18 protein-coding genes are annotated in these 24,839 nt (G+C 66.9%); 4 read left to right on the top strand and 14 right to left on the bottom strand.

All coding sequences use genetic code 11. The features are described 5' to 3' along the window. Positions 1–8: 8 nt before the first annotated feature. Both nagE and GFD21_RS04005 read left to right on the top strand, forming a co-directional pair. Positions 9–1,556 (top strand): N-acetylglucosamine-specific PTS transporter subunit IIBC, encoded by a 1,548-nt coding sequence (gene nagE, locus GFD21_RS04010; RefSeq protein WP_163196654.1) that lies wholly within the window; start codon positions 9–11, stop codon positions 1,554–1,556. Positions 1,557–1,808: 252 nt separating this feature from the next. Beyond that, positions 1,809–2,318, top strand: a complete 510-nt coding sequence (locus GFD21_RS04005; protein ID WP_163196653.1) for a PTS sugar transporter subunit IIA — start codon at positions 1,809–1,811, stop codon at positions 2,316–2,318. A 277-nt stretch (positions 2,319–2,595) separates the two neighbouring features. On the opposite strand, the gene GFD21_RS04000 is transcribed toward GFD21_RS04005, so the two are convergent. From GFD21_RS04000 to GFD21_RS03985, 4 genes are all read right to left on the bottom strand, one after another. Continuing rightward, the gene (locus tag GFD21_RS04000) at positions 2,596–3,417 is read right to left on the bottom strand and encodes a fumarylacetoacetate hydrolase family protein (RefSeq protein ID WP_163196652.1); all 822 of its coding nucleotides are present in this window, start codon (positions 3,415–3,417) and stop codon (positions 2,596–2,598) included. A gap of 10 nt (positions 3,418–3,427) precedes the next feature. Continuing rightward, on the bottom strand, positions 3,428–3,817 hold the full coding sequence (locus GFD21_RS11415) for a hypothetical protein (protein ID WP_191996845.1): 390 nt from the start codon (positions 3,815–3,817) through the stop codon (positions 3,428–3,430). 580 nt (positions 3,818–4,397) lie between these two features. After that, complete coding sequence (locus GFD21_RS03990) at positions 4,398–5,621, bottom strand: SpaA isopeptide-forming pilin-related protein (protein ID WP_163196651.1); 1,224 nt, start codon at positions 5,619–5,621, stop codon at positions 4,398–4,400. Positions 5,622–5,840: 219 nt separating this feature from the next. Continuing rightward, a complete protein-coding gene (locus GFD21_RS03985) occupies positions 5,841–8,162 on the bottom strand; it encodes a DUF7604 domain-containing protein (protein ID WP_163196650.1) in 2,322 nt (773 codons plus the stop codon). A gap of 359 nt (positions 8,163–8,521) precedes the next feature. On the opposite strand from GFD21_RS03985, the gene GFD21_RS03980 reads away from it, so the two are divergent. Continuing rightward, positions 8,522–9,073 carry a type 1 glutamine amidotransferase domain-containing protein gene (locus tag GFD21_RS03980; protein WP_163196649.1) on the top strand — a complete coding sequence of 184 codons (552 nt, stop codon included), beginning with the start codon at positions 8,522–8,524 and terminating at the stop codon, positions 9,071–9,073. A gap of 36 nt (positions 9,074–9,109) precedes the next feature. On the opposite strand, the gene GFD21_RS03975 is transcribed toward GFD21_RS03980, so the two are convergent. The 10 genes from GFD21_RS03975 to GFD21_RS03930 form a co-directional block, all read right to left on the bottom strand. Next, positions 9,110–9,436 carry an acylphosphatase gene (locus GFD21_RS03975; RefSeq protein ID WP_163196648.1) on the bottom strand — a complete coding sequence of 109 codons (327 nt, stop codon included), beginning with the start codon at positions 9,434–9,436 and terminating at the stop codon, positions 9,110–9,112. Then, on the bottom strand, positions 9,436–10,224 hold the full coding sequence (locus GFD21_RS03970; RefSeq protein ID WP_163196647.1) for a YggS family pyridoxal phosphate-dependent enzyme: 789 nt from the start codon (positions 10,222–10,224) through the stop codon (positions 9,436–9,438). Before GFD21_RS03970 ends, GFD21_RS03975 begins: the two co-directional genes overlap by 1 nt. 106 nt (positions 10,225–10,330) lie before the next feature. Further along, positions 10,331–11,464: a LacI family DNA-binding transcriptional regulator gene (locus tag GFD21_RS03965; RefSeq protein ID WP_163196646.1), complete on the bottom strand. Its 1,134-nt coding sequence runs from the start codon at positions 11,462–11,464 to the stop codon at positions 10,331–10,333. Between the two features lie 98 nt (positions 11,465–11,562). Continuing rightward, a complete protein-coding gene (locus GFD21_RS03960) occupies positions 11,563–12,591 on the bottom strand; it encodes a LacI family DNA-binding transcriptional regulator (RefSeq protein ID WP_163196645.1) in 1,029 nt (342 codons plus the stop codon). Positions 12,592–12,908: 317 nt separating this feature from the next. Beyond that, positions 12,909–14,330 (bottom strand): MFS transporter, encoded by a 1,422-nt coding sequence (locus tag GFD21_RS03955; protein ID WP_163196644.1) that lies wholly within the window; start codon positions 14,328–14,330, stop codon positions 12,909–12,911. 171 nt (positions 14,331–14,501) lie between these two features. Then, entirely contained in the window at positions 14,502–16,499 is a 1,998-nt protein-coding gene (locus GFD21_RS03950) for a glycoside hydrolase family 127 protein (RefSeq protein ID WP_163196643.1), read from the bottom strand. A gap of 842 nt (positions 16,500–17,341) precedes the next feature. Next, a complete protein-coding gene (locus tag GFD21_RS03945) occupies positions 17,342–18,370 on the bottom strand; it encodes a LacI family DNA-binding transcriptional regulator (protein WP_163196642.1) in 1,029 nt (342 codons plus the stop codon). 394 nt (positions 18,371–18,764) lie between these two features. After that, complete coding sequence (locus tag GFD21_RS03940; RefSeq protein WP_163196641.1) at positions 18,765–19,649, bottom strand: carbohydrate ABC transporter permease; 885 nt, start codon at positions 19,647–19,649, stop codon at positions 18,765–18,767. Further along, a complete protein-coding gene (locus tag GFD21_RS03935; RefSeq protein WP_163196640.1) occupies positions 19,646–20,566 on the bottom strand; it encodes a carbohydrate ABC transporter permease in 921 nt (306 codons plus the stop codon). Before GFD21_RS03935 ends, GFD21_RS03940 begins: the two co-directional genes overlap by 4 nt. A 189-nt stretch (positions 20,567–20,755) precedes the next feature. After that, on the bottom strand, positions 20,756–22,105 hold the full coding sequence (locus GFD21_RS03930) for an ABC transporter substrate-binding protein (RefSeq protein WP_225431642.1): 1,350 nt from the start codon (positions 22,103–22,105) through the stop codon (positions 20,756–20,758). A gap of 421 nt (positions 22,106–22,526) precedes the next feature. On the opposite strand from GFD21_RS03930, the gene GFD21_RS03925 reads away from it, so the two are divergent. Next, positions 22,527–24,734 carry an alpha-galactosidase gene (locus tag GFD21_RS03925; protein WP_163196639.1) on the top strand — a complete coding sequence of 736 codons (2,208 nt, stop codon included), beginning with the start codon at positions 22,527–22,529 and terminating at the stop codon, positions 24,732–24,734. Positions 24,735–24,839 lie beyond the last annotated feature (105 nt).

Raw genomic sequence — 24,839 nt, 5'->3', positions numbered from 1 at the left:
TAGGAGAAATGAAAGCGTATATCCAGCGACTAGGACGCGCGCTGATGCTGCCGGTGGCGTGCCTGCCCGCGGCCGCGCTCTTCCTGGGCATCGGCTACTGGATCGACCCGAGCGGCTGGGGCGGCGGCAACGTCATCGCCGCGTACCTGTGCAAGACCGGTTCGGCGATCCTCGACAACCTGGGCCTGCTGTTCGCGGTCGGCGTGGCCGTGGGCATGGCCCGCGAGCGCGACGGCGCGTCCGCCCTGTCCGGCCTGGTCGGCTTCATGACCGTCACCACGATCATGGGCTCGGCCGCGATGTTCCTCGGCTTCGACGCCGAGAACCCGCCGGCCGCGTTCGCCCCGGGCGCCATCGGCAACAAGAACGTGTTCTTCGGCATCATGGTCGGCTGCGTGGCCGGTGCCCTGTACAACAAGTTCCATAAGACGAAGCTGCCCGACTTCCTCGCGTTCTTCTCGGGCCGCCGCTGCGTGCCGATCCTGACGGCCGCGATCATGTCGGTGATCTCGCTGATCCTGCTGTTCGTGTGGCCGCTGGTCTACAACGGCCTGGTCACCTTCGGCGAGGCCCTGATGGGCATGGGCGCGGTGGGCGCCGGCATCTACGCGTTCTTCAACCGCTTGCTCATCCCGACCGGCCTGCACCACGCGCTCAACAACGTGTTCTGGTTCAACCTGGCCGGCATCGACGACATCACGAAGTTCTGGAACGGCGTGGGCGGCCTTGACGGCAAGACCGCGGCCGTGGTCGCCACCGGCGGCTTCCACCCGTGGGGCCAGTACGTCACCGGCATGTACCAGGCCGGCTTCTTCCCGATCATGATGTTCGGCCTGCCCGCCGGCGCGTACGCCATGTACCGCCAGGCGAAGCCGGAGAACAAGAAGGCCGTCGGCTCCCTGATGCTGGCGGGCGGCCTCGCCGCGTTCCTCACCGGCGTGACCGAGCCGCTCGAGTTCTCCTTCATGTTCGCCGCGTTCCCGCTGTACGTGGTGCACGCGCTGCTCACCGCCCTGTCGGTGTTCATCGCGGCCTCGTTCCAGTGGATCGCCGGATTCAACTTCTCCGCCGGCTTCATCGATTGGTTCCTCTCGCTGCGCGTCCCGCAGGCGCACATGCCGTGGATGCTCATCGTGCAGGGCCTGGTCTTCGCGGTCATCTACTACTTCGTGTTCACGTTCATGATCAAGAAGTTCGACCTCAAGACCCCGGGCCGTGGCGATGACGACGACGAGGGCGCCGCCGCGGCGGCCGCGATCCTCGACACGGGCGCCGGCGCCGGTTCGGCCGCCAAGGCCGCCTCCGGCGACAAGGAGGGCGTGCTCGCCGCGAAGCTGTACGAGCTGCTCGGCGGCAAGGCCAACGTGGTCGACATCGAGAACTGCGTGACCCGTCTGCGCATGGGCGTGCAGGACACCTCCAAGGTGGATGTGGACGCGATCCGCAAGCTCGTGCCCGGCGTCAAGGTGCTGGACGCGAAGAACATCCAGGTGGTGGTCGGCACGCAGGTGCAGGCCGTGGCCGACGCGATGGAGGAGATCCACCGCAAGTCGTGACCCCCGCGCCGGGGTCGCGGGTCGCAGGCCGGAGCCTCCGGGCGACGCCCCCGGGTTCCACGGCCCGCGACCCCGGCATGACCCCTGATCCGTGATGGCCGTCCCTCCCGGCCGTGACGCCGCCGCGATGACGCGGTGATGTCGCGGCCGAGGCGGGCGGCCGTCATGGTGTAGCGTGGGTTGCGATCGCCGGTCCGATCCGGTCGGGCCGGCCATAGTCAGACATCCGTCAAGCAATCAAGGAGGATCGCCATGGGATTGTTCTCTGGCCTGTTCCATAAGTCCGAAGCGCCCGCCGCGCCCGAAGCCGTCACCATCGTCGCGCCGGTGGACGGCGTGTACAAGCCGGTCGAGGAGGTGCCCGACGAGACGTTCGCCGCGAAGATCCTCGGCGACGGCTTCGGCGTGGAACCGTCCTCCGGCGTCGTGGTCGCGCCGGTGGCCGGCAGGGTGACGACGGTCGCCGACGCGAAGCACGCGGTGGGCATCACCACCGAGGGCGGCGTGGAGGTGCTCGTGCACATCGGCGTCGACACGGTGCAGCTCAAGGGCGAGCCGTTCGACATGCTCGTCGCCGCCGGCCAGGACGTGGCCGCGGGCACGCCCATCGAACGCGTGGACCTCGCCGCGGTGAAGGCCGCCGGCAAGCCCACCGACGTCATCGTCGTGTTCACGAACCCGGCCGCGATCGCCTCGCTCGACCTGACCGCCTCCGGCACCGTCGCCGGCGGCAAGCCCGTGGGCACGATGACCGTGAAGTGACGCAAGACGGGCCCGGGCGGCCCGTGAAGCGGCCATGCGCGGCGCCGGGATCCCTTTCCCTGCTCGAACCGCCGGCATACGGCACGCATGGCCACCGGAACCCGTCCCATCAGCGATGAACCCCTCCGCATCCACGGAGGGGTTCATCATATGCGGCCGCGGATTGCCCGTCTTACGCCCGCGGTCACGGACTTCGCCGTGCGAAGGCCGTATCCCGCCTCACGGCCGCCGCCGCTTGGTCGGGGATACGGGCAATCCACCGGATTGCCCGTCTTACTTACGCCCTGACGATCACGTTGCGCAGGTCGCCGATGCCTTCGACGTGGACGATGGTCTCGTCGCCGGGGTCGAGGTGGCCGGACGCGTTCGGCGTGCCGGTCATGATCACGTCGCCGGGCAGCAGCGTGGAGAACGAGCTGATCGCGGCGATCTGCTCGGGGATGCCGTGGATGAGGTTCGCGGTGGTGCCGGACGCCATCGGCACGTCCTCGCCGTTGAGCGTGAACGAGATCCTCGCGTCGCGCCAGTTCAGGTCGTCGCGCATCACGATCCAGGGCCCAAGCGGGCAGGAGGTGTCGAAGCCCTTGGCGCGCGTCCACGTGGGGTCGAGGCCCTGCAGGTCGCGCAGCGTCACGTCGTTGACGCAGGTGAAGCCGAGCACGTAGTCCATCGCCTTCTCGACGGGCACGTTCTTCGCGACCTTGCCCATGACGACGGCGACCTCGGGCTCGAAGTTCATGTCCTTCGAACAGGCGGGGTACACGATCGGGTCGTCGGGGCCGATCACCGAGGTGGACGGCTTGGTGAAGATGACCATGTCCTCCGGGGCGTGGCCGATCTCGGAGTGGCCGGCCTCGTGCATGAACTGCGCGTGCGCCTCGTAGTTCTTGGCCAGGCCGTACACCTTCGACGGGATGACCGGGGAGAGCAGGCGCACGCCGTCGGCGTCGAGCGCGTAGCGCTTGCCGGTGGGCGCGACCTGGCCGCCGAGCAGCGGGTGGCCGTCGAGTTCGACGAGATAGTCCTTGCCGTCCTGCTCGTCCTTCTGCACGAAGGCGTAGCGCGGCGAATCATTGAGCGAAAAACGTGCGATTCTCATGCTCACCAGTCTAGCCCCGGTCGGTCGGTTCGTCCGGCGGGGTCGGCCGGTTCGGTTCGTCCGTCTCGCCGGAATCGTCGGGGACCGCGAACAGCGCGGCGGACGCGCGTTCCATGTCGGCGGATTCGCGTTCGTCGTCCAGCCGTGTGCCGAGCTGGCGCGCACGTTCCTTCCACCTCGAGAAGCTGCGTTCGATGCGTTTGTACCCGATGAGGGCCGGGTCGAGCCCGGCCTCGCGGAACAGTTTGACGGGAGATTCGCCCGCAAGGTACCGCTTGAGGCTTTCGCGCTTGAACGACTCCGCGTACGTGATGCGGCTGCGCGTGACGTTCGCCACGGCGGGCAGACGCTTGAGATATCGCACTTCCTCGGCACTGAACGTGCCGCCCTGTTTCGCCATGTGAGCACACTTCCTCACAGGGGCGTCATCCGGCTGTCGGTGCGATGACTACGCCATGACGAAGCGTGTCATCGCGCCTCGGGCGCGGAATGACGCCCGATGAACACCCTTTACGGGGGAAAATACGCCCGATTCGTCCGTGACGCGTTCCCCCTATACGGGGCAATGACGTAGTCGCCGGCCTTGACGCAAGGCATATCCTGCCACGGGGCGGGGTGTGTCCCCGTCCCGGTTGGCCGCGGGGTACGTTATTCCCGGCCAACCGCCGGACAGCCGGGGATAACGTACGCGGCCCCACCTGCCCGGATACGTTGTCTCCGGTTACCCGGACCGGAACCGGAGATTCCGTACGCGCGGGCGGTCGAACCCGTACGTTGTCTTCGGCTTCCCTGTGTAAGCCGGAATTTTCGTACCGGCACATGGAGACGACAAGGGCCGGCCCCTCCGCAAAGGAGGGGCCGGCCCGGAAAATCGGGGCGCCGTCATCCGATGACGCCCCTAGGCGGTCGGTCCGTCAGCCGATCAGGCGCTGATAACCCCTACGTCCGACTCCGACCAATGGAAGGAAACCGTCATCCGATCAGGCGTTGATGGAACGCTTGACGGAACGGGACTTCGCGAACACGGTGGCCGCGGCGCCGCCCAGCAGGGCGGCCAGGGCCACGAACAGCGCGATGCCCGCGGCACCGGTCTTCGGCAGCTCGATGATGTTCTTGACGTTCACCACGGTGATGGCGCCGGTCTTGGCGTCCTGCGCGGCGAGCTTGAGCGCGTCGGCGGTGAAGCCGGTCACGTGGCCGTCCTTATCCACGGTGAAGGTGAACTCACCCTTGAAGTTGCCGTTGTAGCCCTTCGGGGCGGTCTTCTCGGCGACCTTGTAGGTGGCGCCGCGCTTGAGGCCGAGGAGCTGGAACTTGCCCTTGGCGTTGGCGGTGGTCAGGTCGGTCACGGTGGTGCCGGTCTCGTTGGTGTTCGGCAGACGGTAGACGCCGTCACCGGTCTTGACGAAGGCGACCGGGGCGTCGGAGGCCTTGCCGTCGACGACCTCGTACACGTTGAACACGGCGCCGTCGAGGCCGTTGGTGCGGGTCTTGTCGGTCTTGGTGAAGACGACCGGATCGGCCTTCTGGGTGTCCTCATGGTTGCTCTTGAGATCGACCACGCCGGCCAGGATGGTGCCCTCGGCGTTGCCGACGGCCGGGTCGGCGTTCGCAATCGCGGTGCCGGCGAGGATCGGGGCGTTGCCGTCCCACACGAGCTTGTGGTTCTCGTTCTCCTCGACGATGACCTGGCCGCTCTGGTCGACGATCAGGTACAGGCCGCCCTCACCGAAGGTGAAGGTCTGGGTCTTGCCGTCGGCGGAGGCGGTCGGGGTGGTGTCGGCCGTCGCGAGGCCCTTGAGCTCATTGACGAAGCCGGTGGTCTGCGCAGCGGTCAGCGTGGTGTTGCCCAGCCAATCCCACTTGGTCAGGTAATCGCCCTTGGTGGCGTCGCTGTAGCCGGCGGCGGTGAACGCGGCGTCCACTCCTTCGGCGCCATCGACGAGGCCCTGCAGCTCGACGCCGCTGTTGCCGTCGGAGACGTACTTGGCGAGCTCGACGTACTTGAACTCACGCAGGTTGTTCTGCGGGTTGGCCGCGTCGAACGGCTTGGTGTAGAACTGGTTGGCATCCGAGGCGGTGACCGTGATGGTCGTGCCGGAGATGTCGGCCTCGGCCGCGGTGGCGGTGGAGGCGCCGAGCGCCAGGCCGCCGAACAGCGTCGCCGCAGCGGCGACGCCGGCGAAAAGCTTCCTCAACTTCATGGGAAAACCTCTTCCTTAACTACTACTTGTACTTCTTCTTGCAATCGCGGAGGCCGGGGCCGTCCGCCGGCGCTCCTCAATGGCGCCGCCGGGGTACGGCCCCCGCGATCCGCAAATCCTGTGAATTGTTTCGGGAACGGCCGGGACGTCCGAAGGGTCCGAATCGGACGCCCGCGCCCGTTCCCGAAGAGCGGTCCCGCCGGGAGGCGGGGCCAAGTGTCAGATCAGGCGACGCCTGCGCGTCACGCCGTATCCGGAGGCGGCGAGCACGGCGATCACCGTCAGGACGCTGCCCGCGACCATCCACGTGCGGCCGGTCGTGCCGCCGGTCAGCGGCAGCGCGGAGATGGCCACGTACTGGTTGGTGAACTTCGCCGGATCGCCGGCAACGGCCTTCCACTGCCCGTCGTCGCCCTTGCGGATGGTCACGGTGACGGTCTTGGCCTGGTCGTCGTACTTCCAGCCGGGCAGCTTGGAGCCGGTGTCCTCGGTGACCTCGAACCGGTAGGTCAGGGAGTCGCCGGTGGTGGGCACACGGAACTTGAGGTCCTTGCCGGCCGCGCCGAACGCGACGGTCGCGTCGTTCGCGCTCGCCTTGAAGTCGGAGGCCTTCACCTGCGCGGTGAGCCTGCCGCCCTCGTCCAGGCCGCTGACGTCAGCGCACTTGCCGTAGCCGTTGCCGTCCTTGCACTGCAGGGTGAAGGAGAACGCCTGGTCGCCGGAGAGCCGCTTGCCCCGGATGGTCTTCGTGACCTTCAGGTCGGTGGAGGGCAACGCGACCGCGGCCACGCTGTTGGTGACGGTGAAGGCGCCGGCCTGGGCGGGCAGGCCCTTGAGCTCGAGCTCCGCCTTGTCGACGGTGGAGTTGTAGCCGGGCACGTTCACCTCGGTGACCGTGTACTTATGGCCCTCGGGGCCGGCCGGCACGGCCACGTCCCGGGTCCACTTGTTGTCCGCGTTCAGGGTGATCGGATCGCCGTAGTCCTTGCCGTCCTGCTTGAGCCGCACCGTGACGGAGCCGCCGGCGTGGTTCTCGTTGCCGTCGGCCCACTGCTTGGTCACCGTGATCTTCGAGACGGGCAGCGTGGCGGTCGGCTGGTTGTAGTCGGCCCGGCCGGGCGTGACGACGTCCTCCTTGCCGGTCTCGGACTTCACCTTGTCGTAGCTGATGGAGGCGCCGTCGTTCGTGTAGAAGTTGTTGTCGCCTTCGGCGTTGGGGTCGTCCTTGTGGTTCCGGGCGGCGCTGTCGTATGCGGCCTGCGTGCCCTTGACCGTGAAGCTCACGGTGTAGGTCACGCCCTTCTCGAGCTTGCCCAGGCCGCTCAGGTCCCAGGTGAACGTGCCGTCGGCGTTCGGTGTGACGGTGGTGTTCGCGCCGTTCCAGTTCGGATCGTTGCTCTTCGTGTACGTGAAGCCCGACGCGTCCGGGACGCCCGCGTCGCCCGCGGACGGCGTCACCGGCACGAACCAGCCGGACAGCTTGTCCGTGATCTTCACGTTCTGGTAGGTGGCCGACTTCTTGATGTCGTCGATGATGGCGCTGAACGCCTGGTTCAGCGAGTCGGTGTTCGTGGCGCTGTAGTACTTGCCGTTGACGCTGGCCGCGAAGGAGTTCATCTTGGTGGCGTCGCTGGAGACGCCGACCGAGTACAGGGTGGCGTCGCCGCGCTTGTTGGCCTCGGCGACGGCGGAATTCAGGTTCGCGCCATACGAATCCTTACGTCCATTGCCATGCACACCGGACGGGATATCGTTATAGTCGTTCTCGTCCTGATCGTAGATAGGATTCCCCCGCCAATCGGTACCGGTCTGCACGCGGGAGAGACGGTACGTCGGGTCGCCGTCGGAGAGGAACACGATGTACTTCTTGGCGTTCGCACGGCCGCTGGTCGCGGCGTTCGCCTGCTTGAGCGCGGCCTCCCAGTTGGTGCCGCCGTTGGCGTCGAAGCCGTTCACCGTGTTCGAGACCGAACCGGCGTTGGCGGTGAAGCGGGTGGCGGAGCTTGCCTTGGTGGCGAAGCTCACTACCGACATCTGGATCTGCTGGCCCACGGGCAGCTGCGCGTTCGCGTCCGTCAGCAGGCTGTTCGCCATCGACGTGATGGCGTTCTTCGCGATGGACAGGCGGGAATTGTCGCACTCAACCTGCTGCCGCCCCGACCAGTCGGTGCATTCATTGCCGTCCATGTCTTCGTTCATCGAACCGGAAGTGTCCGCCACCACGACGATGTCGATGGGCTGGCGGGTCTGCTCGCTGGACTCCTGCGAGTCGCCGGTCACGTTCAGCGAGATCGTGTAGGTGCCGTCCCCGTTGGCCTTCACGGTCTTGCTGTGCGCGGGCACGCCGAGTTCGGCGTCCGTGGCGGCAGCCGTAGCGGTCCCGCCCTGTGCGTCGGCCGTATCGTCGTCGGCCATGGCGGTGGCGCTCACGCCGGCGACGCCGCCGAGCATGGCGACGGCCGCCAATACGGCCACGAACCTGGTACTCCCCTTGCTCGCCGCACTCCCTACCGCGGCGAGCCATTGTGAAATCTTCTTCATAACGTCACCCATCTCGAGTTGCCGCGTAGGGCGGTCGTTCCACCACTACGCCTCACATTGGGCGACGCTAATCATGTGCGTTTTGTGCCGTATTGCCCCTATTCGGGGGGATTTCGCGGAGCCTGGGAACGGTGCGACGCCTGTGCCGGCGGCGTTTGCGCATTCACCCGTGATGACCCCGAACCGTAGGTGTTAATTCTCCTTGAACATTCCGTCATCCGGCGCGTCGGACCCGGATGCGCGATACCGGCCGCCCGCGAGGGGGTGGACCTGTTCCATGGGTGTGAGCGCGCGCATAATAGAGGTGGCAATGCAGTTTCGAACCACGCCGCATACCAACCCATATCCGAGGAGGAATCATGGCCATCGAGGACAAGAAGGTGCTCATCATCGTCAACAACTGGGGCATCGAGGAGACGGAGCTCACCCGTCCGCTGCGCGACCTCAAGGCCGCGGGCGCGCAGGTGACGCTCGCCGCCACCACGCTGGACCCGTGCGAGACCGTGCAGCACGACCGTTACGAGGGCGAGACGCTCACCCCGGACGCGAAGCTGTCCGACGTGCAGGCGGCCGACTACGACCTGCTGGTCGTGCCCGGCGGCACCTGCAACGTGGACCGCATCCGCGTGAACGAGGATGCGATCACGCTGGCGCAGGAGTTCGCGCATGAGGGCAAGCCGATCGCGACGATCTGCCATGGCGCCTGGCTGCTGGTGAACGCGGGGCTCGCCGCCGGCAAGACGGCCGCGCCGTGCCGCTACATCGCGGCGGACATCGAGAACGCGGGAGGCCATTACGTCGACGAGCAGCTGCACGTGGACGACGCGAACGGCTGGAAGCTCATCTCCTCGCGCAAGCCGGCCGATCTGGACTACTTCGTGGGCGCCATCAAGGAGACGCTCGAGGCCTGACCGGCCCTTCCGATCGGGCGGATTCCGCGAGCGCCCTTACCGGGTGACGCGGAACTCGCCCTCCCCCGGGTCCACGTCGATCTCGTCCACGGCGACGGCGTCGACGTGGCCCCACCGGGGGCCGACCTTCAATCGGGAGACGAACGCGGCGACGTCGCCACGCGTCCCCTGCGCCTCGGCCTCCACATCACCGTCCCACAGGTTGCGCACCCAGCCGGTCACGCCGGCGTGGCGCGCCTCCTGATAGGCGAAATACCGGTACCCGACGCCCTGCACGAGCCCGCTGACGCGCACATGCACGCGCAGCAACGCACGGGCGTCGCGGGCATCCCGGGCATCGTGCGCCCCGGCCGCGGCTCCCATCAGATGAACGCCCTCGGCCCGAAGATCGCGGTGCCGACGCGCACGATGGTCGAGCCTTCCTCGATGGCGATCCCCATGTCGTGCGTCATGCCCATGGACAGTTCCACGCAGCCGTCGACGCCCTCCGCGCCGGAGGCGAGGATCTGGTCGCGCGTGCGGCGCAGGCGGGCGAAGCAGTCGCGGATCCTCGCCTCGTCGTCCACGTGGGAGCCGATGGTCATCAGCCCTTCGAGCCGCAGGCCGCCCATCGCGCCGATGCGCTTGGCGAGGTCGATGGCGTGGCTCGGCGGGCATCCGGACTTCGATTCCTCGCCGGATTCGTTCACTTCGAGCAGCACGCCGACGATCATGTCGCGCATGACGGCGCGGCGCGCGATCTTCTCGGCCAGTTCGATGGAATCCACCGATTCGATGGTGTTGACGACGGGCAGCACCTTGCCGATCTTGTTGGACTGCAACTGCCCGATGAGGTGGAACGGCACGTCGCGGCCGAGTTCGAGCCCGCGCGCGTGCAATTGCCGCGCCAATCCGTCGGCCTTGGCTTGCACCTCCTGCGGCCGGTTCTCGCCGATCATGCGTACGCCGGCGTCGACGGCGGCCATGATCTCGCCCACGTCGCGCGTCTTCGTGGCGGCGAGCAGCCTCACCGAGCCGGCCTTGCGACCGGCGCGCGCCTCCGCCTCGGCGATGCGCGCGAGCACGCCGCGCACGCCGTCGGCGATTTGCCGCGCGCGTTCCTCGTCGATGGTTTCGTTGCCCAGGTCCTTGTGGTCCATGTACGCCGTCATCCCGCGTCGATCCCCCGTTCCGTCCGATTCGTCCGTATGCCTACTGTACGCGCCCGGCGCGCCGCGGGTCGAGCCGTGGCCACGGCCATCCGCGGCAGGTCCGGTCTCACGCGTTCTGCCTCGCGAACATGCGTTCGCTGCCCTCGAGCCCGGTGCGCCTGCCCACTTCGGTGGATTCGCGCACGATGAGCGGGCATTCGACGCTGACGACGCCGTGGTGAGGGTGCCCGTTGATGGCGTCGATGAGGCATTTCGCGGCGGTCTTGCCGATGAGCGCGATGTTGTTGTCGAACGTGGTGAGCGTGGGGTGCACGTTGGTGGCGAACACGAACCAGTTGTCGTGCCCGACGACGGCCACGTCGCGCGGCACGTCCCTGCCCATGGCGCGCAGGCCGCGCACCGCGCCGCGTGCGATCTCGTCGCTCAGGCAGTAGACGGCGTCGAGGTGCGGGTGGCATTCGACGAGCAGCCGGGCGGCGCGTTCGCCCCAATCCTCGCTCCACGAGTCGAACAGCACGTCGACGGGCTGGAAGTCGTAGAGGGTGAAGGTGCGTTGCGCGCCTTTCGCGCGGTCGCGGGCCGCCTGGAAATCCTCGGATCCGGCGATGATCGCGATGTACCGGCGGCCGAGGCTGAGCAGGTATTCGATGGCCTGCGCGCCGGCGCCCACGTTGTCGCAGATGATGCTGCAGTCGCGCGGGTCGCGCGAGGGGTCGTACGTGTAGACGACGGGCAGACCCATCGTGGTGCGCGCGTCGAGCGGCGGGCGCGGATTGGTGGTGTCGCCCACGACGATGAGCCCGTCGACGCCGTATGCGGCGAGACGGTCGATGTGGCTGCGTTCCAGCGAGGGACGGCCGTGCGAGCTCATGAGCAGGGCCGCGTGGTTGGAGGCGCCGAGCGTGGATTCCGCGCCGGTGAGCATCGGCAGGGAGAATCGTCCGTTGTAGTCGGAGGTGATGAGGCCGACGAGGCCGGAGCGTCCGCGTCGGCCGGCGCGCGCAGCGGAGGCCCCCGCGGCCGTGCCGGCGACGGTCGCCGTGGCGTCGGCAGCGCGGTCGACGGGCCGCCGGTAGCCGAGCCGTTGCGCGGCCATGCGCACGGCGCGCTGCGTCTCGGCGGAGATGCGGTCGGTGCGGCTCAGCGCCTTCGACGCGGCCGACACCGACACGTTCGCCTCCCGCGCCACGTCGGCGAGGGTGACCTTATGCGGCCTTCCCGATGATGTGTTCGCGCTCACACCGTCAGGGTATGCGACACGGCCCGCGGCCGCAACATCCCGATGCCGGTCCGGCGTCCGGCGGACGTCGCGTCCGCAGGCGTCCGGCGGACGTCGCGTCAGTCCAGCGGACGCGTCGACTCGTGCTGCACAAGATGGCACGGCACGTAGTCGACGCCGTGGCGCACGCGTCCGTCGATCGCGTCGAGCAGATAGCGCGCGGACTGCCGCCCGATCTCCACGCCGCCGTTGGCGATGCTGGTGAGCGTGGGGCGCGAACCGAGCGTGTAGCCCTCGCGGTTGTCGTGGCCGATCACCGCCACCTCGTCCGGCACGTTCACGCCGTGCTCGCGCAACGTGTCGAGGCAGCCGCGCGCGATCGGGTCGTTCTGGCAGACGACCGCGTCGAACGGTTCGCCGCTGTCGAGCAGGCGCAGCGTCTCCTCGCGCCCCCACGATTCGTTCCACGTGCCGTAGCGCACCGGCAGCACCGGCTCCAGGCCGATCTCGGTGAGCGCCTCCGTCGTGCCCTTGAGCCGGTCGACGGCCGCGATGAACGCCTTGTCGCCGGCGATGACGGCGATGCGGTGGCGCCCGCAGGCGATGAGGTGGTTGACGGCCATGCGCCCGGCCTCCAGGTTGTCGCAGGTCACCGAGCAGTCGAGCGGATTGGTGGAGGGGCCGTACGCGTAGACGATGGGCACGCCCCAGTCGTCGCCGAGCGCCGGGTGTGGGTTGGTCTCGTCGTGCACGACGATGAGACCGTCGACATTCATGGCCAGCAGGCGTTCGACCTGGTTCGGCTCCATCGAGGCGTCGCCGCCTGCGTTGCCCAGCAGCATGCCGATGCTGCGCGAGCTCAGCTCCTGTTCGATGCCGGCCAGCACGGGACCGGTGCAGTGGGCGCGCATGTTGTAGGTCACCACGCCGATGAGGTCGGTGCGCCCGCGGGCCAGCGACTGCGCCGACTTGTTGGGCGAGTATTCGAGCCTCCGCGCCGCGTCGAGCACGCGCCTGCGCGTGGCCTCGCTGATGCGCGGGCGGTGGTGGAGCGCCTTCGACGCGGTGGACAGCGACACGCCCGCCGCCGCGGCCACGTCCTCGAGGCGGGCGCCGCGCCGGGACGCCCCGTTCGATGCGAAGCTCATGGAATCGTCATCCCTTCATGACCGTTCATGACTGTGCGTATATGTTCATGCTAACCCGGCGCCGCGCGCATGCGCCGCCGCGATCGCGCGACGCGAACGTCGGCCCGATACGGCCGTGCCCCGGCGGAATCGGTGGGGATTCCGCCGGGGCACGGCGTTGATGGAAGGAGAAAGGTCAATGGATGACCCGTCCCGGCGCCGTCCGTCCATCCCTTGTGGGATCCGGCGGACGGGCGGCGCCGGAAGTCTTGGCGGGCCGGCCGGAGCCGGCCCGGGTGCTGGTCCGGGTGCTGGTCCAATCGGGCGGATCAGGCGGATCAGGCGTTGGCCTGCTCGGCCTTCAGCTGGGCCTCGTGGCGCTCGGCCAGCTCGGCCTTGATCTGCGGCTCCATCTTCTCGAACTTGCGGTAGAAGAGCATGATCACGGCGACGATGATGTAGACGATCACCGGCAGCCAGATGAAGCAGAAGCTGATCGCGTCGAGCGCGGACTGCGGCTGGGTCTTGAGGTTGGCGTCGAAGCCGGCGGCGCCCATGATCTCGAGCGGGAGGAAGGCGCCGAAGCCAGAGCCGACCTGGATGCAGAAGGCGGAGCCGACGGCGGTGAGGAAGCCGGCCGCGTGGATGCCGGTCTTCCACTCGCCGTAGTCGACGGTGTCGGCCAGCATGCCGAACGGCATGCCGCAGGCGATGGCGGCGCCGAAGACGCCGATGGTCCAGAAGACGACCGCGAGGACCACGGAGTCGCCGGCGAGCGGCATCAGGGTCTGGCCGACCATGCCGGTGACGAGGCCGATGATCATGGTCAGGGTCTTGTTCTTGGTCTTGTTCGCGATGATCGGCATGGCGATGGTCGCGAGGATGCCGAGCACCTGGACGCCGTTGAACAGGGAGGTCAGGTTGCGGTTGTCGAGGATGTACTGCGCGTAGTAGGTGGACACGCCGTTACGGGTGGACTGGGCGACCCAGTAGATCACGAAGGCGACGACGAGGATGATCCACGGCCAGTTGCCCTTGGCGGCCTTGAGGGAGTCCTTCATCGGGATCGGCTTGTTGAGTTCCGGGTGGTAGTTGCGCTCGTTGAGGTTCTTGAAGGAGAAGAGGAGCAGCGCGATGGCGATGAGGCCCCAGATCGCGGTGACGATCATGAAGCCGGTCTTGTCGCCGCCGCCCACGAGGGTGCCGAAGAAGCCGACCAGCGGGATGGTGAAGGAGGAGGTGATGAAGGAGCCGATGGAGCCGCCGCACATGCGGAAGCTGTTGGCGTTCATGCGCTCCTCCGGGTCGGAGGTGAGGTTCGGCAGGATGGCGGTGATCGGCGTCTGGATGCCGGTGTACACGGCGCCGGCGGCCAGGATGTAGGTGATCAGCGCGTACCAGAACTTCGGGGCGCCGTCCGGCACGGACGGGGCGGTGAAGGCGATCCACACGGTGACGGCGAACGGGATGCACAGCCACAGGAACCACGGGCGGGACTGGCCCCACTTGGTGTTGGTGTGGTCGACGATGGAGCCCCACACGACGGCGGAGATGGCGTCGGCGAAGCGGGCGACCAGGAGGATCGTGCCCGCGCCGAGCGCGCCGGCGGCCGGGATGTGGAACACGTTGGTGTAGAAGTACATGATGTACGACGAAATCGTCACGTACAGCAGGTTGCCTGCCATATCGGTGAAGGAGTAGGCGACCTTCTCCTTGACCGACAGCTTCACGGCGGAAGCGTCCTGAGTTGCAGCGCTCATTGGTTTTCCTTCTTCGTTGAGTTGTTGCGATTGGTACAACAGTTGTGGTGTGGTGGCGCGGGCCGCCCCGACGGACGGGATGGATGTTGGCGTACCTCCTCGTGGGGCGGCCTGCGTCGGTGGAAATAATCGGGGATGACGGATGTCGGGTGGCGGGTGGACGGCCGGGGATCAGAAGTCCGAATCGAACCAGACCTGCATCTGGCCGACCTGGCGGTTCGCCCACGCGTAGTACGGGATGAGCTTGAGGTCGTAGGACTTCTCGCCGACCGGGTGCTCCTCGACGTCCGCGTAGAGCGGGAAGGACACGTCGTCGTGCGTGCGCTTGGTCGCGGGGATCGTGATGACCTCCACGCCGTCCAGCTCGCCGAAGTGGTACTCGGCCTTCGCCTTGGAGGCGTCGTGGCTGCCGATGTGGTAGTTCCACAGCGGGGCCGAGTTGTCGGCCTCCTCCGCGCAGAACACGATCGGGCCGCGCATGACGGCGATCTTGCCGATGTCGTGGCGCACGACGGTCTTGGAGCGCATGAACTTCACGGCCATGTCGAGGTCGAGCGTGATCGTCGTGGTGCCCGGGGTCACCTCGATGGTCACGAAGCCGTCCTCGACGGGCAGGCGGCGGGCGTCCTCGCCGTTGACGGTCAGCTCGTGCTTGTACGCGGACCAGGACGGGATGCGCACCAGGAACTTCACCGGGTCGACGCCTTCCGGCACGTCCACGGTGAACTCGATGTGGCCGTCCCACGGGAAGTTGGACTTCTGGGAGACCTTCACGCCGTCGAAGAACTCGGCGTCGTTCGCGATGAACTGGTGGGCGACGATCTCACGGCGGTCCTCGTGCACCGTGTACAGGTAGCGGTCCACGGAGGCGATGAGGCGGGCGATGTTGGCCGGGCAGCAGGCGCAGCCGAACCATTCGGCGCGGTGCATGAGCACGTGGTAGCGGTCCGGGTTGTGCTCGGTGGCGGTCGGGTCGGCCTCGAGCGCGTTCACGTAGTAGAAGTGCTTGCCGTCGAGCGCGATGCCGGCGATGGAACCGTTGAACAGCTCCTTCTCGAGCACGTCGGCGTATTCGCCCTTGGCCTCGATCTCGAGCATCTGCCTGGCGAGGAAGCTCATGGCCACGGAGGCGCAGGTCTCGCCGTACATGGTGTCGTTCGGCAGGTCGTAGTCGTAGGTGAACGCCTCGCCCACGTGCGTGGAGCCGACGCCGCCGGTGATGTACATGCGGCGGGTGACGATGTTCCTCCACAGGCGCTTGGCGGTCTCCTCCAGCTCCTTGTCGCCGGTCAGGCGCGCCACGTGGGCGACGCCGGTGAGCATGTAGCCGACGCGCACGGCGTGGCCCTCGGCGGTCTGCTGCTGGCGGATCGGGCGTGCGGTCTGCGTGTACTCGTGCGTCCAGCCGCGCATCTGCGGGAAGATGTCGGTGGAGCCGTCGCCGATCTTCTCGTTCTGCTTGTCGTAGAAGCTCGGGTCCTTGCCGCGCACGTCGATGAAGAACTGCGCGAGCTTGAGGTACTTCTCCTCCTTGGTGACCTCGTACAGGCGGGCGAGCGCGAGCTCGATCTCCGGGTGGCCGTCGGCGCCGGGGATCTTGCCGTCCTCCTCGCCGAAGTTGGCGTCGAGGCAGGCGGCCATCTTCTCGGCGACCTCGAGGGCCTGCTGGTTGCCGGTGACCTCGTAGTACGCGACGGCGGCCTCGATGTAGTGGCCCATCACGTACATCTCGTGGGACTGCTGGATCTGGGTGAAACGCTCGCGGTCGGCGAAGGCGCCGGACTTGATGATGTACGGGGTGTCGAGGTAGCCGTCCTCGCGCTGGGCGCGGGCGATGAGGTCGACGAGCTTGTCGCACAGCTCCTTGAGCTGCTCGTCCGGCTCGTAGGCGAGGGAGTAGGCGGCCTCCTCAAGCCACTTGTAGACGTCGGAGTCCTGGAAGACGAAGCCCTTGAACTCACCCTCCTCCTCGCCGGCGGCGATGCGCAGGTTGCGCACGGCGCGGCTGTAGTGGTAGTCGATGTCCTGCTGGGCGCCCGAGGGGTCGCGCGGGATGTCGATCTTCTGCTCGTCGTTGATGACCGCCCACTGGTAGGGGATCACCTCCTTGGCGACGTTCTCGCGGTATCGCTTCCAGAATGGCGACGTCACCGTGACTTTCTGGCTCATGCCTCGTCCTTTCCGCTCCTGGCCGGCACGGTCCGATCCGCGCCCGTCAAGGTTCCTGCTGTACTGCCTGCCGCACTGCTTGGCCGGAGGAGCGTGCCTCTGCGCAATCGATTCCATGCTCTTCCGAACGGCTTCATCAAGCAGTGTATGGGCGATGCTTGCGCCCCATCGGCGGGACGTATGGTTGCGAAATTTTTCGCACGGCGACGGCGTGGCGCGGCCAAAACACTGGTGCGACACCCCTTTCGCACATCCTTTCGCAGCGGTTTTCGCACATCCTTTCGTACGTCTTTTCGCGCATCCTCTCGCGGCGGTTTTCACAGGCGTCCCCATGCGGAATTCGCCACGGAATCCCTACGAGGAATTCGTACGGCATTCATCATTGGATTCGTCGCAGGAATGCACCATGGGGACCACACAGGCGCCCGGTTCCCCAATACGAAAACCCGGTTCCACCCCAAGTAACCGGAGTCTTCGTACACAGGCGCCCCACTCCCCTACGAAAGTTCCGGTTATCCCGGGAGTGACCGGAACTTTCGTACGCGGGCATGGTGCAGATGCACGAAAACCCCGGTTACCGCGGGGATGACCGGAGTTTTCGTATATCCACGGCCTTCTCCGGATACGAAAGTTCCGGTTCCGCCGCCGGTAACCGGAACTTTCGTACATGGACATGGGCGTGGATATACGAAAACTCCGGCCAGACGTGATCCAGCCGGAGTTTTCGTACTCAGGAAATGTCCCGGAGATGTCCCGAAGACAGTCGCACCGCCCCGCCCCGGGACAACCGGACGGGGCGGGAAGGCCGCGGACGGTTACAGGCGCCTTTTCAGTCGCGGGGCTCAGTCGCGGGGCGGGGCGGCGGAGGAGCGTTCGACCAGCGCGCCCTGCAGCTCGACGAAGCGCGGCGGAAGCTCCTCGCCCTCCTCGCGCGCCTTGAGTCGGGAGAGCAGCAGCTGCACCGCGCGGCGGCCGGCCGCCGGGAAGTCCTGCCGGTAGGTGGTCAACGGCGGGTCCCACACGCAGGCGAGCGGATGGTCGTCGAACCCGATGACGCTGATGTCCTCGGGCACGCGCCGCCCCTCGTCCTCGATGCCGCGGATCAGGCCCATCGCCACCTCGTCGTTGCCGGCGAACACGGCGGTGAGCCCGTCGATGTGGGCCACGCGGTGGCCGAGCTCGCGCGCGTCGGAGGGCGCCCACGAGCAGTGCATCATGTCCGGGATCGGCTTGTCCTCGGCGCGCAGCTGCGCCTCCCAGCCGGCCGTGCGGCTGTAGCCGCCGCCACCGCCAGGGATGGTCACGTGGAACACGTTGCGGTGGCCGAGCCCCAGCAGGTAGCGCGTGATCTCACGGCCCGACTGGTTCTCGCGCAGGTCGACCTGATCGAGGTCGGGCTCGCGGTCGCCGGCGATGACCACCTTGGTGACCGTGTCCGGCAGCAGCTGCAACGCCTGCGCGGCGAGCGCGTCGTACTTCATCACGATCACGCCGCTCGGGTTCTGGTCCGTGACCATCGTGATCGAGGCGCGCAGACCGTCGGTCGAATCGTCGGCGAGCTTGGAGATGCTCACCGGGTAGTTGTTGGCGCGGGCCTCGTCCTCGATGCCCTGGATCGTCATGGCGGAACCGTACAGCGTGGTGTTGCTGGTGAGCACCACGATGGACTTCATCGCCGAATTGACCAGGCCGCGGGCCACGCGGCTCGGATGGTAGTCCAACAGTTTGATGGCGTGCGCGATGCGCTCCCGGCTTTCGTCGCTGATGCGGGGCGAATCGTTCAGGTATCGGGACACCGTCGACACCGATACGTTGGCGAGCGCGGCGACGTCCTTGATCACCGGCGCGCGCTTTTCCTTGGGCCTTGGCATATGTACCTGTCTATCTTCCATACCGCCTCAGTATAAGGAAAGGGCTTGCCCGGGCGGCATGGAGGTCGATGTTGCGTGTAGCGGGAACGCCCCGGCGCCCCTGGCGAGGCGCGGCCTGCACGGGGATCCGGGGCGTTCCCTAGGAGAAGGAGAAAGAAAAGAAGGAGAAAGGGATTGGCGGAGAGGCTTGGGCCTCCTTTCCTAGTTCGTTCCGCCTGCGAGCGGACTGTTTGTTTACGGCTGGTTGTTTCACGGCTGGTTGTTTCACGGCCGTTTCTTCACGGCCGTTCACTTCACAGCGCCGTCCGGCGATTATGGACTCGCCTGCGGTGGCCCATTGTTGCCTCGCGGCTGCCGCCGCTCGGCGGCGCCTATGAACAGTCCACTGGACTGTTCACTTCACGGCGCCGCCCGTGATGCCCGAGATGATCTTGCGCTGGCCGATGATGAAGACGATCAGCAGCGGGAGGGTCATCAGGATGATGTAGGCGAAGATGAGGTGCCAGTTGTTGAGGTACAGGCCCGCGCTCGCCACGTTGTAGAGGTTGAGCGGCAGGGTGCTCATCTTGCCGGAGAGGATGAACAGCGAGTAGAAGATGTCGTTCCAGATGTAGAGCACCACCAGGATCGTGGAGGAGGCGAGCGTGGGGGCGAGCAGCGGGAAGATGATCGTGAAGAAGATCCTCATCGGGCTGGCGCCGTCGATGCGGGCCGCCTCCTCGAGGGACGGCGGGATGGTGCGGATGAAGCCGGTGATGAAGAAGATCACCACGGACAGGTAGATGCCGATGTACACGCAGTTCATGCCGATGGCGGTGCCGGACAGGCCGATCATCTTGAGCAGCATCATGATGGTCACGACGGACGGCGGCAGGATGACGCCGGAGATGAACAGCGCGTAGAGCATGGCCACGCCCTTGGAGGAGCGGCGGCCGAAGATCCATGCGGCCATCGAGCCGAAGAGCAGGCAGATGCACACGCTGGGCACGGTGACGAGCAGGGAGCCGATGAGCGCGGGGAACACCTTGCCCTGCACGATGACGGTCTGGATGTTCTCGATGAGGTGCCACTTGGTCGGCAGCGCCATGCTCGGGACCACGGCCTCGGCCTGGGTCTTGCCGGCGGTGACGATGAGGATCCAGAACGGCACGGCGAGGAAGACGAGCATGAGCAGGATGACGATGGCGGCGTGGATGATGTCGCCGGCCTTCGACTTCTTGCGCACGACGGTGAGGCTGTTGGTCTTGACGCCGGATTCGCTGTAGGATGCGCTACTCATAGGATCTTCTCCTCACGCTTACGCAGGTAGATGACGAGCGGGATGGCGATGACCATCACCATCACGAAGAGCACGAGGCTCATGGTGGTCGACTGGGAGTACAGGCCCTTGCCGAACGTACGCCAGATGAACAGGTTCAGGATCTCGGTGGAGCCGCCGGGGCCGCCGTTGGTGGTGGCCTGGACGATGTCGAAGGAGTTCATGGAGCCGAGCAGCGCGGTGGCGACGTTGAAGGTCACGGCCGGGGCGACCAGCGGGAACTTGACCTGCCAGAAGGTCTGCCAGGCGTTGGCGCCGTCGATGGAGGCCGCTTCGAGCACTTCGGAGTCGATGGTCTTGAGGCCGGCGAGGTAGGTGAGCATCGCGAAGCCCATCCACTTCCATCCGTGGATGATGGTGACGACCACGATGGTCCAGGTCGTCGAACCGAGCCACTGGATGTCGACGGTGTGGCCGGCGAAGAAGCTCAGGATCTGGTTGACGACGCCGTCGGTCTTGAGGACGGCCTGCCAGATGTAGCCGGCGCCGAGGGCGGACATGATCACCGGGATGAAGAACATGGTGCGGGCGAAGCGGTTGAGCGGCGTGTCCTTCTCGAGGAGCACGGCGAGCGCCAGGCCGAAGACGTTCTGGAAGAAGGCCACGAGAATCGCGTAGATGAGGGTGACCTTGATGTCGGCCATCAGGGTGCCGCTCTCGAAGAGCTGTTGCAGGTTCTCCAGGCCGTTGAAGTCGATGGTTTTCTTGAACGCGGACCAGTCGGTGAACGCGTAGACGAAGTTCATTACCGTGGGCAGGAAGAAGAACACCAGCAGCATTACGCCCGCGGGAACGACGTAGCGCAACGGGTAGTTCTTGCGCTCCAGAGTCCGGGTGCCCCTGACGGGCCTGCCGGGCTGCGAGACATGTGACGTCATGTGATTCGTTTCCTTATTGTGTGTGGCTCACCGATTCGTAAGCCCGGAGCGGCGGGGCGGACCTGCCGCCCCGGGCGCGTATCGATCGGGGTCGGCGGCACGTGCGGGGCGTGCGGCCGGCCGTTCATCCGACCGGACGCTCGTTCGGGGCGGCCGGCGGATGGTGGATGGGATGGTCGGGTGCCTGGATCAGAATCCCTTGACGCCCTGCGCCTTGGCGATCTGGGCGAACTGGTCCTGGGTGGTTTTCGCGACCTGCTCCGGGGTCTGGGTGCCGTTGACCATGTTGGCGAGGTTCAGGTAGAGATCCGGGTTGGCGACGGCCTGGGACTGCATGGAGCCGACGGCGTTGGAGAGGGCGTCGAAGGCGTCGAGCTGGGCCTGCGGCACGGTGTCCGGGGTCTTGACGTCCTTCATGATGGACACGAGGTTCTGGTCCTTGATGAAGGTCTCGTACTCGGAGCCGAGCCAGAACTCGATGAACTGGCGGGTCGCGGCCTCGCGCTTGGAGTCGCCGGTCTTGAAGGCGACGACCGAGTTGCCCTGCTGCGGGATGGAGGTGGCGATGTTGCCTTCCTTGGAGATCGGGAAGAAGCCGATGGTGTCGTCCAGCTTGGCCTTGTCGCCGTCGGCGAGGGCGGAGATGGCGTTGAACATCGAGTTGGTCTGGATGATCATGCCGGTCTTGCCGTCGAGCAGGGCCTGGGCCTGGTCGGTGTCCTTGGCGGAGCCGGCGTCCTTGTTGTACAGACCGTCGTCAAGCATCTGCTTGTACTCCTTGATGGCGCCGAGGATGTCCTTGCCCTCGAAGCTGTCCTTGTTGGAGTTGACCTTGTCCCACAGGCCGGCCTTGGCGGCCTCGGCGAGCTGGACCTGCACGGCCCACTGGGTGCCCCACTGGGAGCCGGCCATTTCGAAGAGCGCGGAGTCGGCGGCGCCGGAGCTCTTGATCTTGTTGGCGGCGGCGATGAATTCGTCCCAGTTCTTCGGGGTCTCGGTGATGCCGGCCTTCTCGAAGACCTGCTTGTTGTACCACACGCCTTCGGTGTCCGGGGCGGAGACGAGGGCGCCGTAGTAGGTGTCCTGGTACTTGCCGCCGGCGTCGGCGATGCCGTCCGCGTAGTTCTTCAGCCACGGGGCGTTGTCGAGCTTCTGCAGCTTGTCCTGGGCGACGAAGCCGGCCAGGGTGGACGGCACGGCCTGCCAGAACATGAGGTCCGGGGAATCGCCGGTGGTGATCTTGGTCTGCACGTTGGACTCGTAGTTGTCCGGAATGGTCTGCAGGTCGATCTTGGCGCCGGTCTTGGACTCGAAGTCCTTGATGACCTTCACCGGGATCTTGTTGGAGTTCTGGGCGGCCCAGAACGTGAGCTTGACGCCGTCGAGCTTGGTGTCCTCGGCCGGCCAGTAGTCGGCGGAGGAGGTGTCGGTGCTGTCGTCGCTTCCGGCGGCCGCGGGGTTGCCGCAGCCGGCGAACATCATGCCCATGGCGGCGACGCTGGCAATGACGGCGGTCGCTTTCTTCCAATTCCTCATCATTGAGCCTTTCCTTATGTGGTTCCTCGACCCGCCCTCCAGCGGGACGAATCCATCGGCGGTTGGCGGGGCCCGACGCCCGTCACTGCGGCGCCGCAACCCCGGAATTTCCGATGGCTCCATTGTAGGTGGTATCGATTCCACGTCAACCATATGCGGCGTGTCGTTTTGCGAAAACGCTTGCGCGTTTCTTGCTGCGTAGAACGATAGATGTATTGAAAAATAAGGGTTTACACAGCATTTCAACCTCGATGACAACGTGGTCATTCCCCATTGCGATTTTGTGGTACCGATTCCACGATGTATTCTCTTTGGTATCGATTCCCTGTGGCGGTGACACCCCTCGAGCGCATGCGCGGGGCCGCACGGTCGCACACCGAATACACATCGAGACCATACGAATACATCGAGGTATGCCATGCACATGAACGCCGTGACCATCACCCAGCCGACCCCCGCGCCGGGCGCCGGGCGCCCAGTCCGGCTCACCGTGGGGTTCGACGAGGGCCGCCTGCCCCACATCGTCTCCGTCACCCGGTCCGCGGCGCCGGACGCGGCCCCCGCCGCGGCGGCGTCCACCTCCCCGTCCGCCACGCCCGCCGCCGTCCTCCCGGATGTGGACCCGCAGTTCCCGCAGACACTCGACGCGGGCCTGTCCGTCAGCGAATCGCCCACCATCCTGCCCACGCAGGCGGAAGGATGGACCGGCACGCCCGCCCTGCAGGTGAGCCGCGGCGGCGTGGAGGTCTTCCCGCGTCTGACCGTCACCGGATCCTCCCACACCGCCGGTTCGCTGTCCTTCGACGCGGCGGACGACACCGCCGGCGTCGCGATCGCCGCAACCGTCGCCATCGGCGCGGAGGGACTCATCCGCATCGACACGGCCCTGACCAACACCGCCGCCACGCCGCTCGTCGTCTCACGGTTCACCCCGGTCGTGCCGCTGCCGCCGCAGGTCGGCGAGATCGAGACGTGCACCGGCCATCACCTGCGTGAACGCGCGTTGCAGCGCCAGCCGCTCACCGACGGACTGTTCGAGAAGAACTCGCGCATGGGCCGCCCCGACTTCGACTCGGCGACCCTGCTGAGCGCAGGCATGCCCGGATTCGGCTTCGAGCACGGGCTCGTCCTCTCCGCGCACGTGGCGTTCAGCGGCAACAGCACCGTCTTCGCCGAACGCACGCCGTACACGCACGGCGTGATCGGCGGCGGCGAACTGCCCTACGCCGGCGAGATCGAGCTCGCGCCCGGCGGGACCTACCATGCACCGCGTCTGCTCGTCGCCGTGGGCGACGGCCTCAACGAGGTCTCCGCCCGCTTCCACGCCTACCTGCGCAGTTTCCATCCGGAGCTCGCCGACCCGGGCCGCCCGCGCCCGGTCACGCTCAACACATGGGAGGCCATGTATTTCGGCCAGAGCGAAGAGAAGGTAATCGCCCTGGCGGACGCCGCCGCCGCAGTGGGCATCGAACGCTTCGTCATCGACGACGGCTGGTTCACCGGCCGCCGCGACGACACCAAGGGCCTGGGCGACTGGCAGGTGGACAAGGACGTGTGGCCTGACGGCCTGACCCGCGTGGCCGACCACGTGCACGGGCTCGGCATGGAGTTCGGCCTGTGGTTCGAGCCGGAGATGATCAGCCCCGATTCCGACGTGGCGCGCGAACACCCCGACTGGATGCTCGCGCCGAACGCCTCCCGCCTGCCGGTCGAGGCGCGCAGCCAGCAGGTCATCGACCTGACGAACCCGGCCGCCGCGCGTTACGTGGAGGGGTGCATCGACGCGTTGGTGGGCGAATACCGCATCGACTACATCAAGTGGGACCACAACCGCTTCCTCACCGAACCGCTCTCCCCCGCCTCCGGCCGCCCGGCCGTGCACGGGCAGACCGAGGCGTTCTACGCGATCGTCGACCGGCTGCGCGCGAAGCACCCCGGACTGGAGATCGAATCCTGCTCGTCGGGCGGCGGCCGCATCGACGCCGGCGTGCTCACCCGCTGCTCGCGCGTGTGGGCGTCCGACTGCACCGACCCGGTGGAGCGCGCGGACATCCAGCGCGGCACCTCGCTCATCGTGCCGCCGGAGATGATCGGCGAACACATCTCCGAATCCCCCAACCACGCCACCCGCCGCACCACCACGCTCACCACGCGCGCGGCGACCGCGTTCTTCGGCCATCTCGGCATCGAATGGAACATCATGAAGCTCGACGACGACGGCCTCGCACGGCTCAAGCGCTGGATCGACCTGTACAAGGAACGCCGCACCGCGATCCCGCAGGGCGATCTCGTGCACGTCGACTCCACGGACCCCGCCGTGCGCGTCGACGGGCTCATCGCCCCGGACCGTTCGCGCGCCGTGTTCCGCTTCGCCGCCGTGGCCTCGTCGCGCGAATACCCGTACGGCCTCACGCGCTTCCCCGGATTGGACGAGTCGGCCGTGTACCGCGTGCGCCCGGTCGGCGGCGTCGCGCTGTACGAGGGCGAGCTGAGCCCGAACTGCCGCACCGCACTCGACTGGTGGAGCGACGAGGGCATCGCCGTCGACGGCGCTACGCTCGCCCAATGGGGCATCCGCCTGCCGCAGCTCGCCCCCGAGCACTGCCTGCTGGTCGGACTCGAACGCCTGTGACCGATGGGCGGGGTCGTGGCCCCGCCAGTCACCGCGCACATGTCGGTTTGATTTCGACACCCCATCCGCACGGCCGTGGGACCATATCGTCGATATCATTACCGC

It is taken from the genome of Bifidobacterium platyrrhinorum, from assembly GCF_010667645.1.
Lineage (GTDB): Bacteria > Actinomycetota > Actinomycetes > Actinomycetales > Bifidobacteriaceae > Bifidobacterium > Bifidobacterium platyrrhinorum.
The sequence above is the reverse complement of the archived record's forward strand: the minus strand, read 5'-3'. Positions and strand labels throughout refer to the sequence as shown.

What these genes read in the sequence shown, in the direction of transcription:
- nagE (WP_163196654.1), top strand. Translation starts at nt 9, where the DNA reads ATGAAAGCGTATATCCAGCGACTAGGACGCGCGCTGATGCTGCCGGTG.
- GFD21_RS04005 (WP_163196653.1), top strand. Translation starts at nt 1,809, where the DNA reads ATGGGATTGTTCTCTGGCCTGTTCCATAAGTCCGAAGCGCCCGCCGCG.
- GFD21_RS04000 (WP_163196652.1), bottom strand. Translation starts at nt 3,417, where the DNA reads ATGAGAATCGCACGTTTTTCGCTCAATGATTCGCCGCGCTACGCCTTC.
- GFD21_RS11415 (WP_191996845.1), bottom strand. Translation starts at nt 3,817, where the DNA reads ATGGCGAAACAGGGCGGCACGTTCAGTGCCGAGGAAGTGCGATATCTC.
- GFD21_RS03990 (WP_163196651.1), bottom strand. Translation starts at nt 5,621, where the DNA reads ATGAAGTTGAGGAAGCTTTTCGCCGGCGTCGCCGCTGCGGCGACGCTG.
- GFD21_RS03985 (WP_163196650.1), bottom strand. Translation starts at nt 8,162, where the DNA reads ATGAAGAAGATTTCACAATGGCTCGCCGCGGTAGGGAGTGCGGCGAGC.
- GFD21_RS03980 (WP_163196649.1), top strand. Translation starts at nt 8,522, where the DNA reads ATGGCCATCGAGGACAAGAAGGTGCTCATCATCGTCAACAACTGGGGC.
- GFD21_RS03975 (WP_163196648.1), bottom strand. Translation starts at nt 9,436, where the DNA reads ATGGGAGCCGCGGCCGGGGCGCACGATGCCCGGGATGCCCGCGACGCC.
- GFD21_RS03970 (WP_163196647.1), bottom strand. Translation starts at nt 10,224, where the DNA reads ATGACGGCGTACATGGACCACAAGGACCTGGGCAACGAAACCATCGAC.
- GFD21_RS03960 (WP_163196645.1), bottom strand. Translation starts at nt 12,591, where the DNA reads ATGAGCTTCGCATCGAACGGGGCGTCCCGGCGCGGCGCCCGCCTCGAG.
- GFD21_RS03955 (WP_163196644.1), bottom strand. Translation starts at nt 14,330, where the DNA reads ATGAGCGCTGCAACTCAGGACGCTTCCGCCGTGAAGCTGTCGGTCAAG.
- GFD21_RS03950 (WP_163196643.1), bottom strand. Translation starts at nt 16,499, where the DNA reads ATGAGCCAGAAAGTCACGGTGACGTCGCCATTCTGGAAGCGATACCGC.
- GFD21_RS03945 (WP_163196642.1), bottom strand. Translation starts at nt 18,370, where the DNA reads ATGCCAAGGCCCAAGGAAAAGCGCGCGCCGGTGATCAAGGACGTCGCC.
- GFD21_RS03940 (WP_163196641.1), bottom strand. Translation starts at nt 19,649, where the DNA reads ATGAGTAGCGCATCCTACAGCGAATCCGGCGTCAAGACCAACAGCCTC.
- GFD21_RS03935 (WP_163196640.1), bottom strand. Translation starts at nt 20,566, where the DNA reads ATGACGTCACATGTCTCGCAGCCCGGCAGGCCCGTCAGGGGCACCCGG.
- GFD21_RS03930 (WP_225431642.1), bottom strand. Translation starts at nt 22,105, where the DNA reads ATGATGAGGAATTGGAAGAAAGCGACCGCCGTCATTGCCAGCGTCGCC.
- GFD21_RS03925 (WP_163196639.1), top strand. Translation starts at nt 22,527, where the DNA reads ATGAACGCCGTGACCATCACCCAGCCGACCCCCGCGCCGGGCGCCGGG.